The organism is Paraburkholderia nodosa DSM 21604 (genome assembly GCF_000519185.1).
GTDB classification, from domain to species: domain Bacteria; phylum Pseudomonadota; class Gammaproteobacteria; order Burkholderiales; family Burkholderiaceae; genus Paraburkholderia; species Paraburkholderia nodosa.
This window is the reverse complement of sequence record NZ_JAFA01000004.1, coordinates 101,195-117,523: the sequence shown is the minus strand read 5'-3', so window position 1 is coordinate 117,523 and position 16,329 is coordinate 101,195. Positions and strand designations below refer to the sequence as shown.

Genomic DNA, 16,329 nt, shown 5'->3' with positions numbered 1-16,329 from the left:
TTTATCCCGCGTCCGCTTCGCGCACTGCGCGCACGAACGCCGCCATGCGGGCGTGATCCTTCACGCCCTTTGCGCCCGGAACCTCGATGCCACTGGAGACATCGACAGCGAACGGACGCACCTGGCGAATCGCATCACTGACGTTTTGCGCGTTCAAGCCACCACTCAAAACGGCCCGACGCGCGAGCCCTGCGGGAATAAGTGACCAATCGAAGACCTTTCCGCCGCCGCCGTAACCTTCGACATGGGTGTCGAACAAGAGGCCGCTGGCTGATGAATAACGATTAGCCGATTCTATCAAATCGGCCTGCTGAGTATCGGCCGCCACCCGCAGCGCGCGCAACCAGGGCAAACCGGCAACGGAGGCCAGCGACTCGCACTGCTCGGGCGTTTCGTCGCCGTGAAACTGCAGCATGGTGAGCGAGACATTGCTCGCCACTTCGCTCATCCATTGCGGCGTGGCGTTCACGAACAGGCCCACGACCGAAACGAACGGCGGCAGGTCGTGCGTAAGCTCGACCGCCTGCGCCACGCTCACCGAACGCGGGCTGGGCGGATAGAACACGAATCCGACGGCGTCGGCGCCGAGGTCGATGGCGTACGCAACCGCCTCGGGCGTCGAAAGTCCGCACAGCTTGATGCGGGTGCGGTGCGCGGGGGCGAGTTGCTCGGCTGACGTCATGGTTCTGGCTGCGGTGTTGGTCTCGATGATTCAATCCCGATGCTTCAACTGCGACGTGATTGCTCGCGGTGCTCAATACGCCGGGCCGCGTCAGGCACGGCCTTCGGGCGCGTCGCTCCAGATCGTGCTCCACGGCACGCTGGCGGTATGCGGCGCAGGTACCGCGAACTCATCAGGATAGCCTACCTGGGCGAGATAGAGGCCGTCGGGCATGAAGGTCGGCGCGGCCACGGTGCGGTCGCGGCCCGCCAGCACCTCGGCCATCCACGCGGCCGGATAGCGCCCTCGCCCCACGGCCACGAGGCAACCCATGAGGTTGCGCACCATGTGGTGCAGGAACGCGTTGGCGCGAAAGCGGAAGTGGATGAAGTCGCCCTGCGGCCTGATGTCGATCTGGTACAGATGCTTGACCGGCGTCTTCGCCTGGCACTCCGACGAGCGAAACGACGAAAAATCGTGCTCGCCGATGAGGTGCGCGGCCGCCTCGCGCATGGCATCGACGTCGAGCGGCGTGTGGATCCAGCCCGTGCGGGCCGCCAGCATCGGCGAGCGCACGGGGTTCACGTAGAGCACGTAGTAGTAGGTGCGCTCGAACGCCGCGAAGCGCGCGTGGAACGCCTCGGGCATCGGCTTGGCCCACTGCACGGCCACGGTGGAGGGCAGGAACGCGTTGGTGCCGCGCACCCACGAGAACGGCGTGCGGTCGAGGTCGGTGTCGAAGTGCACCACCTGGCCGAGGCCGTGCACGCCCGTGTCGGTGCGGCCCGCTACGATGGTGGACAGCGGCACGGTGGCGAACTCGCGCAGTGCGCGCTCGAGCGCGTCCTGCACGGTCTTGCCGTGCGGCTGCGACTGCCAGCCGCAGAACGCGGCGCCGTCGTACTGGATTCCTAGCGCGATACGCATACGGCTTGCAGCAGCGTCACGAAAGCGGAGCGAGCGTCGACAACAGCGCCTGCGCGTCGCTGCGCGTGGCGGGGTCGTTCGACTCGATCACTTCGTTGATGAGCGAGCGGGCGCCGGACACGTCGCCAAGCGCGATGTATTCATGCGCGAGGTCGAGCTTGTTGCGCGCGATGCGTGCGAGCTGCTCGGGCGTGAAGACCGGCAGCGGCTCGGCCGAATCGGGCGGCAGGTTCAGGTCGAAGTCGAGCGTGAGCGCGCCAAAGCGCGGCGCGCCGAGGCCCGCGAGCGCACCTGCGCCCGCCGTACCCGCCTCGATGGCCTGGCCCGCCAGCGGCGCAGGCGGCTCGAAGAACGGCGACGCAAGACGCGCCGAGGCCTCGGGCGTGGCGGCCGGCTCGGTCGACAGCGGCGCCGTGGGCATGACCGGCTCCCCGATGCGCGGCGGCAGGGGCAGGTCGAGGCCGCCCAGCGCTTCTATTGCATCGTGCGGGAACGCGATCGGGACTTCGGCGTAGCTCATGTCTTCTGCGGTGACTGCGGGCACAGACGGAATTTCAGGTGCGGTAAGCGGCGCCGGCGGGCGCTCGAAGGCTTCGGTGATGGGCGGCGTTTGCACGGCGGCCGGTTCGGCCTGCGGCGCTTGCGCGGCTTGCTGCGGTTGTGCGGCTTGCGGTGCGCCGTTGCCAAAGTCGAGCGCGATATCGGGCGTCGCAGGCTTTTCGGCGCGCGACGGTTCTTCCAGCGTGCGCGCGAGCGCTTCGGCGTCTTCGGCCGCGCGCGGCGCGCCGAGACTTTCGGGCGGCAGCGCATCCGCGCCCAGCTCCACCGCGGCGGCGAGGCTGGCGGCGTCGGTCGCGTCGGCAAGCGTCTGCGGCTCGCCCGGTTCCACGCCGTGCGGCAGTTCGTGTGCTGCGTGAGCTTCCTGCGCAGCCGAAGGCGCTTGCGGGGTGGCTGGGTGCAGCGTCTCGGTCAGCATCGGCGGCAGCGCTTCGTCGTGTTCGAGCGGCGCCGCAGTGACGGCTGGCGTGGGCACCGGCGTGATCGCGACTTCGTCCGCTGCGGGTTCTGCCGGCGCAACCGGCGGCACAAACTCCGCTTCCTCCACGGGCGCGGCTTCGTTCACGGCCGGTTCATCCCCGGCGCGCGAAATCGGCTCGTGCAACACCGGCGGCTCCTCGGCCACAGGCGCGGCGGCAACGGCGGCAGCAGCCGATGCAGACGGCGTCGGCTCGTGCGCTTCGGGCGAGACCTCAGTCGCCTGCTCAGCGGGTTTCTTGCGCTTGCGCATGAGCAGACGCACGAACAACGCCAGCAGCGCCACGACGATCGCCGCCACGGCCCCCATGGCGATCGGCGAGACTTCCGGTTGACCGCCAGCCGGGCCGGCGTTCGCCGCGCCGTTCTGCACCGGCGCACCGCCTTGTGCAGCAGGCGCACCGGCGGACGCGCCGCCCGCCGTCTGCGCCGGTTTGCCGATGCCGTGCTGCTGCAGCGCCATCAATACGCGGTTCTTCAACGCGAGGAGCTGCTGCAGGCTCGAGACCGTCACGGGCGCGCCCTTCGCGCCCTGGGCCGACGCGCCTGCCGCGCCGCTGGCCGGGGCCTGGATCGAACCGCTCCACACGTGCGAGTCGCTGGCCGCTGACGCCGCAACGGCGGCGCTGGCGCCCACCGCAGCGGCGCCCGACGCGCCTTGCGCGGCCGCTTCGGGGCCGCTCGCTGCGGCTGCCGAAGCCGTTGCCGCTGCCGTCGCGGCAGCACCGGCCGAACTCGCGCCGCCCGTTGCGGCGGCAGCCGCCGACGATGCAGCTGCCACAGCCTCGGCAGCAGCGCTCGAAGCAGCGGCCGGTGTGCTGGCAGGCGCAGCCGTCGCCGTGGCGGGCGCGCTGGCGGCAGCCGAAGCACCCGCCGAAGCCGAAGCCGCCCCGCCCGATGCCGCCGTCATGCCCTCCGCCGCACTGGAAAGATCCGGCGTGGCCGGCACGTTCAGTGCCGCACCCACGCGCATGCGGCTGGGATCCTGCTTGATGAACGCATTGGGGTTCGCATCGAAGAGCGCCTGGCTCATGCGTGCGAGCGTGCCCTTGTCGTGCGACTGCGTGACATCGACGGCCACGTCGTGCAACGACTGGCCGGGATGAACGGTGTACTGCCCCGCGATGCTCAGCGCCGCCGCGGCGGAAGACGCGGCACTGGCACCACTGGCGGCAGCGCCTTGCGCCGCACTCGCGCCGCCCTGCGCAGCGGCGAGGCCGCAGAACAGGAAACTCGCCGCCGCCACGGTGGCGCGGATGGCGCGCCGCCCTTGGGCGCGCTTCGCGCGAGGCGCGGCGGAATCAGTATCAAATCGAACGATCATCAGTTGCCCTGGCATACCGCTCTTGCGGCTGTCGATCAAATAGGAGTGTGCTTCGGGGCGATTGCATCGATGCATGCAATAGAAAGCATGCAATAAAAAAAGCGCCGCGACTGGCGCGGCGCTTTTCACCCGGTCTACGCGTCATTAGCCGCGTAGTTTAATTCATTCACTTGTCGAGCAGAATGCGCAACATGCGGCGCAGCGGTTCAGCCGCACCCCACAGCAGCTGGTCGCCCACCGTGAAGGCCGACAGATATTCGCCGCCCATGGCCAGCTTGCGCAGACGGCCCACCGGCACCGACAGCGTGCCCGTGACCACGGCCGGCGACAGATCGCGCATCGAAGCCTCGCGCTGGTTCGGCACGACCTTGACCCAGTCGTTGGCCGAGGCGAGGATGCCGTCGATCTCGTCGAGCGGCACATCCTTCTTCAGCTTGATCGTGAGCGCCTGCGAGTGGCAGCGCATCGCGCCGATCCGCACGCACAGGCCGTCGACCGGAATCGAGCCCGGCTGGCCCATGGCCGGCTTGCCGAGAATCTTGTTGGTTTCCGCGCCGCCCTTCCACTCTTCCTTCGACATGCCGTTGCCGAGATCCTTGTCGATCCACGGAATCAGCGAGCCCGCGAGCGGCACGCCGAAGTGTTCGGTCGGCATGGCGTCGCTGTTCATGGTGGCCAGCACCTTGCGGTCGATGTCGAGGATCGCCGACGACGGATTCGCCAGATCGCTTGCGACCGATGCATTGAGCGCGCCCATCTGCGAGAGCAGTTCGCGCATGTTCTGCGCGCCCGCGCCCGAAGCGGCCTGGTACGTCATGGCCGTCATCCAGTCGACGAGGTTCTCGCGGAACAGGCCGCCGAGCGCCATCAGCATGAGGCTGACCGTGCAGTTGCCGCCGACGAAGTCCTTCTGACCCTTGACCAGCGCGTCTTTAATAACGTCGAGGTTGACCGGGTCGAGGATGATGACGGCGTCGTCCTTCATGCGCAGCGCAGAGGCCGCGTCGATCCAGTAGCCGTTCCAGCCTGCCGCGCGCAGCTTCGGGTACACCTCGTTGGTGTAGTCGCCGCCCTGGCAAGTGATGATGATGTCGCACTTCTTGAGCTCGTCGACGCTGTTCGCGTCCTTGAGCTTTGTCTCGTTTTTGGCGAACGACGGAGCCGCGCCGCCTGCGTTGCTGGTGCTGAAAAACACCGGTTCGATCAGGTCGAAATCACGTTCTTCCTGCATGCGCTGCATCAGCACGCTGCCGACCATGCCGCGCCAACCTACGAGACCTACGTTCATGACTAACCCTTGAGATGGACACTTCCCCGCTTCGCTCGCCCGGCGTGGCCGCGCGGGGAAGATGAGCGGGCACGACGAGCGATCAACGAATGGTGATCGTTTTGATAATCGTCGTTTTCGTGGTGATGGCGAGCGAAATCGCACGGGCTTTCATGCCGTGGATGTTCGTAACAGTCGTGATCTGGGGGATCTTCGCCATCGAAGCAATATACACGAAACGGTTAATTTGCGCGGCAAAAACCTACTTTCCGCTATTTGCAACGCCCGTTCTTCAGGCGCGCGAAACAAAAAAAGGGCACGCCGGAAACGGCATGCCCTTCGTGCGACTCACAGCGCTGCGATCACCGCATCGCCCATTGCCACCGTGCCAACCTGCTTGCAGTCCGGCGTGACGATGTCGGCGGTGCGATAGCCTTGTTCCAGCACCTTCTTCACCGCGCTCTCGATGCGGTCCGCCTGCTCCGGGCGGCCCAGCGAGTAACGCAGCATCATGGCCGCCGAGAGGATCGTGGCGAGCGGGTTGGCGATGCCCTTGCCCGCGATATCCGGCGCCGAACCGTGCGACGGCTCGTACAGACCCTTGTTGTTCTTGTCGAGCGAGGCCGAAGGCAGCATGCCGATCGAGCCCGTGAGCATCGCGGCTTCGTCCGAGAGAATGTCGCCGAACATGTTGCCGGTCACCACCACGTCGAACGCCTTCGGCGCCTTCACGAGCTGCATGGCCGCGTTGTCGACATACATGTGCGACAGCTCGACCTCCGGATATTCCTTCGAGACATCAATCATGATGTCTTTCCAGAACTGCGACGTTTCGAGCACGTTGGCCTTGTCGACAGACGTGAGCTTCTTCTGGCGCTTTTGCGCGGCCTGGAACGCCACGTGAGCGATGCGGCGCACTTCGGGCTCCGCATAGCGCATCGTGTCGAAGCCTTCGCGCGCGCCCTTGAAGTTGCCGTCCGGCGCTTCGCGCGTGCCGCGCGGCTGGCCGAAGTAGATGTCGCCGTTCAGTTCGCGCACGATCAGGATGTCGAGGCCCGAAACGATTTCCGGCTTCAGCGACGACGCCCCCGTGAGCTGCGGATAGCAGATCGCCGGGCGGAAGTTCGCGAACAGCTCCAGATGCTTGCGCAGGCCGAGAATGGCCTGCTCGGGACGCAGCGCGCGCTCGAGCTTGTCGTACTTCCAGTCGCCCACGGCGCCGAACAGGATCGCGTCGGCGGATCTGGCCAGCGCGAGCGTTGCCTCGGGCAGCGGGTGGCCGCTTGCCTCGTAGCCCGCGCCGCCAACAGGCGCCTCTTCCAGCTCGAATTTATCGCCCAGTGCGTTCAGCACCTTCACGGCTTCCTTGACGATCTCGGGACCGATGCCGTCGCCCGGCAGCACTGCAATCTTCATCCTGTGATTCCTCGCTGTTTGTTCAGTGTGCGTGTGTGCAAGTATCAGAGCACGCGGTTGTTCAGCCACGGCTGGCGCGCGAGGCGCTCGGCTTCGTACTGGCGGATCTTGTCGGCGTGACGCAGCGTGAGGCCGATGTCGTCGAAGCCGTTCAGGAGGCAGAAGCGGCGGAACGCGGCCACTTCGAACGGATATTCCTTCGAGCCATCCGTCGTGCGCACGACCTGCTTGTCCAGATCGACCGTGAGCTGGAAGCCGTTGAACGCGTACGTCTCGTTGAACAGGTGATCCACATCCGCTTCGGAAAGCACGATCGGCAGCAGGCCGTTCTTGAAGCAATTGTTATAGAAGATGTCCGCGAAGCTCGGCGCGATGATCGCGCGGAAGCCGTACTGGTCGAGCGCCCACGGCGCGTGCTCGCGCGAGCTGCCGCAGCCGAAGTTCTTGCGCGTGAGCAGCACCGAGGCGCCCTGATAGCGCGGCTGGTTCAGCACGAAGTCCGGGTTCAGCGGACGCTTCGAGTTGTCCTGGCCCGGCTCGCCGTGGTCGAGGTAGCGCCATTCGTCGAAGGCATTCGGGCCGAAGCCGGTACGCTTGATCGACTTGAGGAACTGCTTGGGAATGATCGCGTCGGTATCGACATTCTCGCGATCGAGCGGCGCCACGACGCCGGTGTGTACGATGAATTTTTCCATGATCCGTGTAGCCTCAGCTCAGCCCAGCTTGCGAATGTCGACGAAATGGCCTTCGATTGCCGCGGCGGCTGCCATGGCCGGGCTCACGAGGTGCGTGCGACCGCCCGCGCCCTGGCGGCCTTCGAAGTTGCGGTTCGAGGTGGACGCGCAACGCTCGCCCGGCTCCAGCCGGTCAGCGTTCATCGCGAGACACATCGAGCAGCCCGGCTCGCGCCATTCGAAACCGGCTTCGGTAAACACCTTGTCGAGGCCTTCGCGCTCGGCTTGCGCCTTCACGAGACCCGAGCCCGGCACGACCATCGCGAGGCGGATGTTCGGCGCCACGCGGCGGCCGAGCTTCTTCACGACGTAAGCGGCGGAGCGCAGGTCTTCGATGCGCGCGTTCGTGCACGAACCGATGAAAATCTTGTCCGGCTTGATCGACTCGATCGGCGTATTCGGTTCGAGCGCCATGTACTGCAGCGCGCGTTCCATCGCGTCGCGCTTGACCGGGTCCTTCTCGCGCTCGGGATCCGGCACGCGGCTGTCGACTGCCGTGACCATTTCCGGCGACGTGCCCCACGTGACCTGCGGCACGATGTCGGCCGCGCTCAGTTCGACCACGCGGTCGAAGTGCGCGCCTTCGTCGGTGCGGAAGTTTTTCCAGTACTCGACGGCCTGCTCCCACTCCGCGCCTTGCGGCGAGAACGGACGGCCCTTGAGATATTCGATCGTGGTGTCGTCCACGGCGACCATGCCGGCGCGCGCGCCGCCTTCGATCGCCATGTTGCACACGGTCATGCGGCCTTCCATCGTGAGGCCGCGGATCATCGAGCCGCCGAACTCCATGGCGTAGCCCGTGCCGCCCGCGGTGCCGATCTTGCCGATGATGGCGAGCACGATGTCCTTCGCGGTGCAGCCGCGCGGCAGTTGGCCCTCGACCTTCACGAGCATGTTCTTGCTCTTCTTTTGCAGGAGCGTTTGCGTGGCCAGCACGTGCTCGACTTCAGAGGTGCCGATGCCGTGCGCGAGCGCACCGAACGCGCCGTGCGTGGACGTGTGCGAGTCGCCGCAAACGATGGTCATACCAGGCAGCGTTGCACCCTGCTCCGGACCGACGATGTGCACGATGCCCTGGCGCTGGTCGGTCATCTTGAACTGCGTGATGCCGAAAGAATCGCAGTTCGAATCGAGCGTGTCCACCTGCAGCTTCGAGACCGGGTCGGCAATGCCGTGGCTGCGGTCCGTGGTCGGCACGTTATGGTCGGAAACGGCCAGGTTCGCGCTGATGCGCCACACCGGGCGCTCGTGCAGCTTCAGGCCTTCGAAAGCCTGCGGACTGGTGACTTCGTGCAACAGATGACGGTCGATGTAGAGAATCGTCGTGCCATCGTCTTCCGTGTGGACCACATGCGTGTCCCACAATTTGTCGTAGAGCGTCTTTGCCATGATGTGCGGGGAAATGTTTGACTGCGGGGCAATACGGTGTGAATCGATTATGCCACGCGAAACCCGCTCGCCACAGGGCCTTTCCTGTAAAAAAAAGCGATAAAAAACAGGGAGTTGGGTGGTAGTCGCGATACCTGTATCAGCGTTACCCGGCGCGCGCGCGGATCGTCGCGCATGGGTGCCGCGGCGTAGCGAGCGCCGCTCGGCCGCGCGTTGCAAGGATTCGGAAGGCAAAAAGGAGATGCGCCGGCCCGACCACGACCGGCGCAAGTTGGTGACCGCTGTGAGAACGGTGCAACATGGGCTTCGGGTTCCGCGACACAGGGGGGGCCGCATCGCCGAGGTCCATGGCTGTCTAACGGCAAATCGGCGCCAAGGTTTAATCGGGGCGAATGCGGTGCTCCAAAACGGTGCGCCGGAGCCCCTGCAATTCTGTTAGTTTTCCTGATTATTTAGTTTCATTTCCCGCGTTTGACGGCCATAGCCGCCGGGGAGCGCGGCGAATCGCCGGGGCGGACGCCGGCCGGCCATGCACAAGCCAGGCACGAGGTTTGCGAGACGAGCCACGCCGCGCCGATTCCACTTTGTGATTGCGTCACGCCCAACAAACGACGCCGCGGCCGACCAGGCAAAACCGGAGGCTTCATGCCACTCGCAATCCGCACTGCGCAACCACGAAAAAGCAGAATAAAACCACCGGCGCCGCGCCGCTCGCGGGCCACGCAGCGTGCGTCTCTCGCCGCCGCGGCATGCGCCCTCGCCGCGCTCGCCCCGCGCGCCGAGGCGCAGACCCCCTCGCCGCTCGGCGAATGGCAATATTCCGCAGGCATTCCGCTCGAAAAGATGTTTCAGCCGAACCGTCCCGACTTCGAGGCGCGGCTCGGCGTGGGCGCGACCTTCGAGCCGCGCTACGACGGCTCGGACCGCTATCACACGCAGGTTGGGCCGAGCATCGATCTGCGCTACAGGGACATCCTGTTCGGCTCGACGGGTGAAGGCTTCGGCGCCAACGTCCTGCAGGGCGAAAACTGGCGCGTGAGCGTAGCAGCCGTGTACGACCTCGGGCGGCGCGGCCAGGACGACCCGACGCGGCTGCACGGCATGGGCAACATCAACCCGGCGCCAGAATTGAAGATCGCCGGCGAGTATGTGATTTCGAAGGACTTTCCGCTCGTGTTCCGCACCGCCTTCACGCGCAGCTTCGGCGGCTCGAATGGCTGGATAGCGGACCTCGGCGCCTACATGCCGCTGCCGGGCAGCAACCAGAACTTCTACTGGTTCGCCGGCCCCTCGGTCACGTTCGCCGACTCCAATTACATGCAAAGCTGGTTTGGCGTGACGCCGCAGCAGGCGGCCGCATCGGGTTACCGTCAGTACGACGCGAGCGCGGGCCTCAAGTCGGCCGGCTTCGGCATCACGATGGTGTACTTCGTCAACAAACATTGGTTCGTGAGCGCGGACGGCGCCATCAAGCGCCTGCTCGGCAGCGCCTCGCACAGCCCGATCATCCAGTCGAAGACGGGCGGCGTTTGCGACGTCTCGATCAATTACCAGTTCTAGCGCGGCCGGCCGCCTGACCGGCGTCAGGCCGGCGCACGTCGCGAGAGAAGGCGCCTGCCCGGCCACCGCTCATTCACCGCTCATTCTTCGCCACTATCCTTGACCGTATGGGCGCCAGGCCCAGTCGGCCGGCTGCGCCCGCATAAAACGCGCAGCCGGGCCACGTTTCCCTCTACGTTCAAAGGATCGACCATGCTCGCGCCGATCGCCACGGCCTCCTTCCTCGGTCAGCCCGCGTGGCTCTGGATCGCCTTCCTCGCGGTGGTGATCGTGCTGCTTGTACTCGACCTCGGCGTGCTGCATCGTGACGACCACGAGATCGGCATCCGCGAAAGTCTCTGGCTCTCGCTCGGCTATGTCGCCGTGGGCGTCCTGTTCGGCGGCTTCGTCTGGTGGCAGCTCGGCGCGCAGCCCGCTACCGAGTACATCACCGGCTATCTGATCGAAAAGTCCTTATCGCTCGATAACGTGTTCGTGATCGCGTCGATTTTCGGCGCGCTTGCCGTGCCGCGCCAGCTTCAGCATCGCGTGCTGTTCTGGGGCATCGTCGGCGTGCTGGTGCTGCGTGCATTGATGGTCGGGCTCGGCGCCGCGCTCGTCACGCACTTCGAGTGGATGCTGTACGTGTTCGGCGTATTTCTCGCCGTGACCGGCGTGAAGATGCTGCTGGGCCCGAAGCAAGAGCCCGGCGTGAACGACAGCGCCCTCTTGCGCTGGCTGCGCCGCAAGCTGCCCGTCACGCCGCATCTCGAGGGCCGCGCGTTCCTCGTGCGCCAGGCGCATCCGCGCACCGGCAAGCCCGCGCTGCTCGCCACGCCGCTCCTGCTCGCGCTTCTGATGATCGAGTTCGCCGACCTGATCTTCGCCGTCGATTCGATCCCCGCGATTTTCTCGATCACGACCGATCCGTTCATCGTCTATACGAGCAACATCTTCGCCGTGCTCGGCCTGCGCGCGCTCTACTTTGCGCTCGCGGCCATGGCGCATCGCTTCCACTACCTCAAGCATGCGCTCGCGCTCGTGCTGGTGTTCATCGGCGCGAAGATCTTTCTGGTGGGCATCATCGGCAAGATTCCCGCCCTGTTCAGCCTTGGCGTGACCGCCGCGCTGCTCGCGGGCGGCGTGGTGGTGTCGCTCGTCAAGACGCAAAAGCCGAAGGACACGCTCGGCACGTCCTGAAGCCGAACCCGACTCAGACGGAGCGCCCCCCGCGCTCCTCATTCTTCGCTCATTTTGCTCTGCCAGGATGGTTTCCATCGAGGCCGCACTGCCCTCCACGCAAGACGGCAAGGGCCTCGATGACCTGTCACTCATCACGGAGCGCATCATGAAATGCCCCAACTGCCCTGACGTCACCCTCTCGCTCGCAGAGCGTCAGGGCGTCGAACTCGACTACTGCCCGCAGTGTCGCGGCGTCTGGCTCGATCGCGGCGAACTCGACAAGCTGATCGAACGCAGCGGCAACCGGCACTATCGCAACGAAGGCGATGCACAGGCATTGCGCCAGCACGATTCGAAGCACGGCGCGCAACACGGCGACTACGCCCCGCGCCGCGCTCACGAAAGCTACCGCGGCAATGGCCATCGCCGCAAGTCGTGGCTGCAGGACATCTTCGACTGAGCCACGGCTACGCCTGCTATCCCATCGATATCACGTTTCAAGAGGATTCCTGATCATGCGCACCTATACCTGCAACAGCCCGCAAGCCGCGGGCCGGATCGTCGCCGTCGCACTGCTCGCAGACGGCCACCTGAGCAGCGAGGAGCTCGCAGCCGTCCATCGCGCGCGCCTGGCCGACCGGCTCGGCCTCGCGCCTGGCGAGTTCGGCGACATCCTCAAGGGTCTGTGTGAAGACTTGCAGACCACTTCGCACCTGAACTGGAGCGATGCGTGCAAGCTCGACTCCGACGTGATGCAGCAGGTGATGCGCGAGCTCGACGATCCCGCGCTGCGTGCGGAAGTGCTGAATCTGTGCCACGTGGCCGTGTATTCGGACCGGCACGTGGCCGAAAGCGAAGTCGCGCTGCTCGCCTCGCTTAGCCGTGCGTGGCAGAAGGAACCCTGGCAGCGCCTGCTGGCGTAAGTTAGCGCGCGAGGCGTGCCTTCCCCCGCGCATCGCGCCACGCGGCGAGCCCCGTGCTCGCCGCGGTTTTTACAGCGCGCAGCTTTTTTGCGCGCTCTTTTCTTCGATGGTTCCTGCGCTCACACGCACACGGCCCAGCCGAGCCCGCGCACATTGCGGATCACCGCGTGGCCGAACTTGCGGCGCACACTGTAGATCACCGCGTCCACCGCGTTGCTTTCCACTTCCTCGCCCCAGCCATAGAGCCGCTCCTCGATTTGCTGACGCGACAGGATCGCGCCCGGCCGCTCGAGCAGCGCGAGCATGAGTGCATATTCGCGCGCGGAGAGATCGTCGGACTGGCCGTCGAACGTGAGGCGGCGCGCGTTCATGTCGAGCGTGACGCGGCCGCTGCCCATGGTCGGCGAGGCAAAGCCCGACTTGCGCCGCACCACGGCGCGGATGCGCGCGAGCAGTTCCTTGCTCTCGAATGGCTTCACGAGATAGTCGTCGGCGCCGAGATCGAGGCCTTCCACGCGCGTGTCCACGTCGTCGCGCGCGGTGATGATGAGCACGGGCGTGGCGTCCTGCGACTCGCGCAGCGCGCGCAGCACGTCGAGCCCGCTCATGTCGCCGAGGCCCAGGTCGAGCAGCACCGCCGTGTACGAGCCGTCGCGAATGGCGTCGCGGCCGCTCTCGCCCGTGCGCACCCAGTCGACGCTGTACGACGCGTCCTTCAACGCGCGCAGCAGCGCAGGGCCGATCAGCAGATCGTCTTCGATCAGCAGAATGCGCATCGTGTCCGTCCTTTGTTTCGCATGCTTCCCCGGATTTTGCCTGACCTGTGTTCGCTAAACTGGCGCGGCGCTCACGCGCGCGGCAACTCGCGCGGTAATTCGATGCGCGCGACGATGCCGCTTTGCCCGTCGCCCCGGTTCGCGAGCGTCACGCAGCCGCGATAGCTGCGCGCCACCGCCTGCGCGATGGCGAGGCCGAGGCCGCTGCCGTGCGAGTCATGCTCACCGCGCGGGTCGCCCCGATGCCCGGCCGCGCGGAAGAACCGGTCGAACACGCGCGGCAAATCGGCCTCGGCAATGCCGGGCCCATTGTCGGTCACGTCGATGACGACGCCTTGCTCATCGCGGCGCACCGCCACGTCCACGTTCGCGCCTGCGTGGCTATAGCGGATGGCGTTGTCCACGAGATTGCGCACGAGCACGCGCATGTCGGTCTCGGTGGCGCGCACCGTCACGTCGTCGAGGCGCGTCACGCCCAGATCGACGCCGCGCGCGTCGGCGAGCGGCAGCAGGTCGGCCAGCACGTCCGTGACCACTTGCGCGAGCGGCACCTCCGCCAGCACGCGTTGCGTGCTGCCGATTTCGGCGCGCGCCAGACCGAGCAGTTGCGAAACGAGCGCCCCGGTGCGCACGATGCCGCGGCGCAGCTCCTCGAAGCGCTCGGGGTATTGTTCGGGCGGCGCGTTGCGCAGGTTGTCGATCTGCAACTGCATGGCGGAGATCGGCGAGCGCAGTTCGTGCGCGGCATCGGCGATGAACATACGCTCGGCATTCACGAGCACGGAAAGGCGCTCGATCATGCGATTGATCGACTCGACGAAGGGCCGCAGCTCGACGGGCGCCTGCCCCACTTCGAGCGGCTCGAGGTCGTGCAGATCGACCTTCGCCGCACGCCGCCCGACGCGCTCGAGCGGCCGCAGCGAAACGCGCACCGTCACCGCGATCGTGAGCGCGAGCAGCGGCAGCAGCGCGAGCACGGGCAGCAGGCTCCAGAACGCCACGCGCAACGCGTTGCGATTGCGCATGCTGCGCGATTCGGCCACCTGGATGTATTCGTCGCCGGCGGCGAGCGCGAACACGTCCCAGGACTCGCCGTCGTATTCGACCGACGAGAAGCCGCTTTGCGCGCGCGGCAGCGCGATATGCGCGTTGCTCGTGCGGCTCGGGACCGCGCCGTCGTCGGCGGACCAGATCTGCACGACGAAATTGTCGGCGGCTTCGCTGTCGCCGCGCGGCTCGATCGCGCGATGCGGCACGCCGGTCTGCACGTGCGCGGCGGCGTCGCGCAGCGTCGTATTGAACTCGGCGGCGAGACTGCGCACGACGAGGAAGGTGCCGAGCGCACCCAGCACGCCGACGAGGATCGCGAGCGTGCCGATCGCAATGCTCAGGCGGCGATGCAGGGAATGCGCGGCGAAAAACATGGAGCGTCTCGGGTGGGAAGGCGCGCTCCATCATAAAGGATTCGTCGTGCGTCAATCAGGCCGTGCAGTGTGTTTCAGCGATGCGAGCCGCCGTGCATGCCACCCGTACCGCTCCAGACGCCGCCGTGACCACCGTGGAAGCCGCCATGAAATCCGCCGTGCATGCCTGGCGCCGGATGCATGTGCGGACCGCCCGGGAAGACGTGATCCATGTGATGAAAGTGATGGAAGTGATCGACGAACACGAACGCGCCGCCCACGAACACCGGCGGCCACCAGCCGTACCATGGGCCGGCGTACCAGGTCGTCGCGTCGGTCCATGCCACGGGGTAGACCTGCGTGCCGTCGTTACCCTGCACGATCTGCCAGGTGCCGTCGGGCTGCAGGCAGGCGAGACCGCTGATCACCTGCGGCGCGCCGTCGATCTCGGCAGTGCCAGTGACGGTGCGGCAGTTGGGCGGCGGGTAATACGATGCGTCCGCGGGCTGCTGCGACGCGACCGGTGTCGTGCAAGCGCCCAGACAGGCCAGCGCCGTGAAGACGAGAAGTTTGCGCATGATGTCGCCCCTCTCGACGGACCGGCCTCGCGGCGCACGGGCTGTGCGCCTTGGCCGTGAAGACTCCATCGGTACGCCTGGCACGCGGCGCGTGAGTGGGCTCGCGCGAGCCGCGTGTCATCTGCAAAACGAGGGGCGCAGGGGCGCTATTCCTTTGCGCCCGGCGCGAATGGCCGGGCCCTGATTACGACTTGTATCCGCGACTTCTATCCGCCAGCTGGCCGAGTCGCGTTTCACGCCTGCCACCGCGTCACGAACGCGCGGATATCGTCGTTCACACGCGCGGCGTGGTTGAAGTACATGCCGTGCGTGCCGCCCTCATAAACCCTCAGCGTCGCGTGTTCGAGCGCGGCCGCCGTGGGGCGACCGGTGATCTCGAGCGGCGCCGAGGCATCGCAGTCGCCGTGCAGCACGAGCGCTGGCACGTCGATCGCGGCCAGTTCGCGGCGGAAGTCGGTGACCATCTGCACGCGCGACAGTTGCGCTGCGGCGTAGAGCGACGTGTCCAGCATCATGTCGGCCGTCCACTGAATGACCGCGTGCGAAGTTCCGGGGCTGAAGTAGGCTTCGGCGCGCCGCGAGATCCAGTCGGGAAACGACGTGAGCATCTCTTCGATGGACGCTTCGAAGAGGCTCGCATCGAGCCCGCCGGGATTGTCAGCAGTCTTGAGCAAGCAGGGCGTCGACGCCGGCGAAACCAGCACGATGCCCGCCACGCGACGCGAGCCGTGGCGGCTCAAATAGCGCACGATCTCGCCGCTCGCGAACGAATGGCCGACCAGCGTGACTCGCTCCAGACCTCGGGCGGCGAGGACGGCTTCGAGATCGTCAGCGAGCGTGTCGTAGTCGTAGCCGCGGCCCGGGTCGCTGGAGCGCCCATGGCCGCGCCGGTCGTATGCCACGCAGCGATAACCCGCGGCCGCAAGCGGCGCGCACTGGTAGTTCCACATGTCGGCGTTGAGCGTCCAGCCCGAGAGGAACACGAGCGGTGCGCCATCGCCCCAGTCGCGATAGTGCAGCGCGGTATCGTCGTCGATGCGGATGTAGCCGGGTTGGCGGGCGTTGAAAGTTGCCATGGTCGTCGCTCCTTGCGGGTGGGGTGTGCCGATGAGCGATAGAGTCGTCGATGCCGTGCGTGCTGACGATTACGTCGGAGGTAATGGCCGCGCGTGGGC

15 protein-coding genes are annotated in these 16,329 nt (G+C 66.4%); 4 read left to right on the top strand and 11 right to left on the bottom strand.

What is annotated here, in order from left to right:
* Window position 1 precedes the first annotated feature (1 nt).
* From A3CW_RS0106995 to leuC, 7 genes are all read right to left on the bottom strand, one after another.
* The gene (locus tag A3CW_RS0106995) at window positions 2-682 is read right to left on the bottom strand and encodes a phosphoribosylanthranilate isomerase (protein WP_028202920.1); all 681 of its coding nucleotides are present in this window, start codon (window positions 680-682) and stop codon (window positions 2-4) included.
* 90 nt (window positions 683-772) lie between these two features.
* The gene (gene truA / locus A3CW_RS0106990; RefSeq protein WP_028202919.1) at window positions 773-1,588 is read right to left on the bottom strand and encodes a tRNA pseudouridine(38-40) synthase TruA; all 816 of its coding nucleotides are present in this window, start codon (window positions 1,586-1,588) and stop codon (window positions 773-775) included.
* Window positions 1,589-1,604: 16 nt separating this feature from the next.
* Window positions 1,605-3,947, bottom strand: coding sequence for a FimV/HubP family polar landmark protein (locus A3CW_RS0106985; RefSeq protein ID WP_063750816.1), 2,343 nt, complete (start codon window positions 3,945-3,947; stop codon window positions 1,605-1,607).
* Window positions 3,948-4,113: 166 nt separating this feature from the next.
* Window positions 4,114-5,235, bottom strand: a complete 1,122-nt coding sequence (gene asd, locus A3CW_RS0106980) for an aspartate-semialdehyde dehydrogenase (RefSeq protein WP_028202917.1) — start codon at window positions 5,233-5,235, stop codon at window positions 4,114-4,116.
* Between the two features lie 327 nt (window positions 5,236-5,562).
* Complete coding sequence (gene leuB / locus A3CW_RS0106970) at window positions 5,563-6,630, bottom strand: 3-isopropylmalate dehydrogenase (protein ID WP_028202916.1); 1,068 nt, start codon at window positions 6,628-6,630, stop codon at window positions 5,563-5,565.
* 44 nt (window positions 6,631-6,674) lie between these two features.
* Window positions 6,675-7,325, bottom strand: a complete 651-nt coding sequence (gene leuD, locus A3CW_RS0106965) for a 3-isopropylmalate dehydratase small subunit (protein WP_028202915.1) — start codon at window positions 7,323-7,325, stop codon at window positions 6,675-6,677.
* 18 nt (window positions 7,326-7,343) lie between these two features.
* On the bottom strand, window positions 7,344-8,753 hold the full coding sequence (leuC, locus tag A3CW_RS0106960) for a 3-isopropylmalate dehydratase large subunit (RefSeq protein WP_028202914.1): 1,410 nt from the start codon (window positions 8,751-8,753) through the stop codon (window positions 7,344-7,346).
* A 645-nt stretch (window positions 8,754-9,398) separates the two neighbouring features.
* On the opposite strand from leuC, the gene A3CW_RS0106955 reads away from it, so the two are divergent.
* The 4 genes from A3CW_RS0106955 (at window position 9,399) to A3CW_RS45515 (ending at window position 12,397) form a co-directional block, all read left to right on the top strand.
* Window positions 9,399-10,313 carry a MipA/OmpV family protein gene (locus A3CW_RS0106955; RefSeq protein ID WP_081771550.1) on the top strand — a complete coding sequence of 305 codons (915 nt, stop codon included), beginning with the start codon at window positions 9,399-9,401 and terminating at the stop codon, window positions 10,311-10,313.
* 192 nt (window positions 10,314-10,505) lie between these two features.
* Window positions 10,506-11,492: a TerC family protein gene (locus A3CW_RS0106950; RefSeq protein ID WP_028202912.1), complete on the top strand. Its 987-nt coding sequence runs from the start codon at window positions 10,506-10,508 to the stop codon at window positions 11,490-11,492.
* Between the two features lie 148 nt (window positions 11,493-11,640).
* Window positions 11,641-11,934, top strand: a complete 294-nt coding sequence (locus A3CW_RS0106945; protein WP_028202911.1) for a TFIIB-type zinc ribbon-containing protein — start codon at window positions 11,641-11,643, stop codon at window positions 11,932-11,934.
* Window positions 11,935-11,989: 55 nt separating this feature from the next.
* Window positions 11,990-12,397: a tellurite resistance TerB family protein gene (locus A3CW_RS45515; protein WP_035512506.1), complete on the top strand. Its 408-nt coding sequence runs from the start codon at window positions 11,990-11,992 to the stop codon at window positions 12,395-12,397.
* A gap of 119 nt (window positions 12,398-12,516) precedes the next feature.
* Here A3CW_RS45515 and A3CW_RS0106935 read toward each other — a convergent pair whose 3' ends face one another.
* The 4 genes from A3CW_RS0106935 to A3CW_RS0106920 all read right to left on the bottom strand — a co-directional run bounded on the left by A3CW_RS0106935 (window position 12,517) and on the right by A3CW_RS0106920 (window position 16,230).
* Entirely contained in the window at window positions 12,517-13,173 is a 657-nt protein-coding gene (locus A3CW_RS0106935) for a response regulator transcription factor (protein ID WP_028202910.1), read from the bottom strand.
* A 71-nt stretch (window positions 13,174-13,244) separates the two neighbouring features.
* Complete coding sequence (locus tag A3CW_RS0106930) at window positions 13,245-14,597, bottom strand: sensor histidine kinase (RefSeq protein ID WP_028202909.1); 1,353 nt, start codon at window positions 14,595-14,597, stop codon at window positions 13,245-13,247.
* A 74-nt stretch (window positions 14,598-14,671) separates the two neighbouring features.
* The gene (locus A3CW_RS45510; RefSeq protein ID WP_035512505.1) at window positions 14,672-15,154 is read right to left on the bottom strand and encodes a hypothetical protein; all 483 of its coding nucleotides are present in this window, start codon (window positions 15,152-15,154) and stop codon (window positions 14,672-14,674) included.
* Between the two features lie 233 nt (window positions 15,155-15,387).
* A complete protein-coding gene (locus A3CW_RS0106920; RefSeq protein WP_028202908.1) occupies window positions 15,388-16,230 on the bottom strand; it encodes an alpha/beta fold hydrolase in 843 nt (280 codons plus the stop codon).
* Between the last annotated feature and the right edge of the window lie 99 nt (window positions 16,231-16,329).

Excerpts from the sequence above, each read along its gene's own strand:
- A3CW_RS0106995 (WP_028202920.1), bottom strand. The coding sequence starts at position 682 with ATGACGTCAGCCGAGCAACTCGCCCCCGCGCACCGCACCCGCATCAAG.
- truA (WP_028202919.1), bottom strand. The coding sequence starts at position 1,588 with ATGCGTATCGCGCTAGGAATCCAGTACGACGGCGCCGCGTTCTGCGGC.
- A3CW_RS0106985 (WP_063750816.1), bottom strand. The coding sequence starts at position 3,947 with ATGATCGTTCGATTTGATACTGATTCCGCCGCGCCTCGCGCGAAGCGC.
- asd (WP_028202917.1), bottom strand. The coding sequence starts at position 5,235 with ATGAACGTAGGTCTCGTAGGTTGGCGCGGCATGGTCGGCAGCGTGCTG.
- leuB (WP_028202916.1), bottom strand. The coding sequence starts at position 6,630 with ATGAAGATTGCAGTGCTGCCGGGCGACGGCATCGGTCCCGAGATCGTC.
- leuD (WP_028202915.1), bottom strand. The coding sequence starts at position 7,325 with ATGGAAAAATTCATCGTACACACCGGCGTCGTGGCGCCGCTCGATCGC.
- leuC (WP_028202914.1), bottom strand. The coding sequence starts at position 8,753 with ATGGCAAAGACGCTCTACGACAAATTGTGGGACACGCATGTGGTCCAC.
- A3CW_RS0106955 (WP_081771550.1), top strand. The coding sequence starts at position 9,399 with ATGCCACTCGCAATCCGCACTGCGCAACCACGAAAAAGCAGAATAAAA.
- A3CW_RS0106950 (WP_028202912.1), top strand. The coding sequence starts at position 10,506 with ATGCTCGCGCCGATCGCCACGGCCTCCTTCCTCGGTCAGCCCGCGTGG.
- A3CW_RS0106945 (WP_028202911.1), top strand. The coding sequence starts at position 11,641 with ATGAAATGCCCCAACTGCCCTGACGTCACCCTCTCGCTCGCAGAGCGT.
- A3CW_RS45515 (WP_035512506.1), top strand. The coding sequence starts at position 11,990 with ATGCGCACCTATACCTGCAACAGCCCGCAAGCCGCGGGCCGGATCGTC.
- A3CW_RS0106935 (WP_028202910.1), bottom strand. The coding sequence starts at position 13,173 with ATGCGCATTCTGCTGATCGAAGACGATCTGCTGATCGGCCCTGCGCTG.
- A3CW_RS0106930 (WP_028202909.1), bottom strand. The coding sequence starts at position 14,597 with ATGTTTTTCGCCGCGCATTCCCTGCATCGCCGCCTGAGCATTGCGATC.
- A3CW_RS45510 (WP_035512505.1), bottom strand. The coding sequence starts at position 15,154 with ATGCGCAAACTTCTCGTCTTCACGGCGCTGGCCTGTCTGGGCGCTTGC.
- A3CW_RS0106920 (WP_028202908.1), bottom strand. The coding sequence starts at position 16,230 with ATGGCAACTTTCAACGCCCGCCAACCCGGCTACATCCGCATCGACGAC.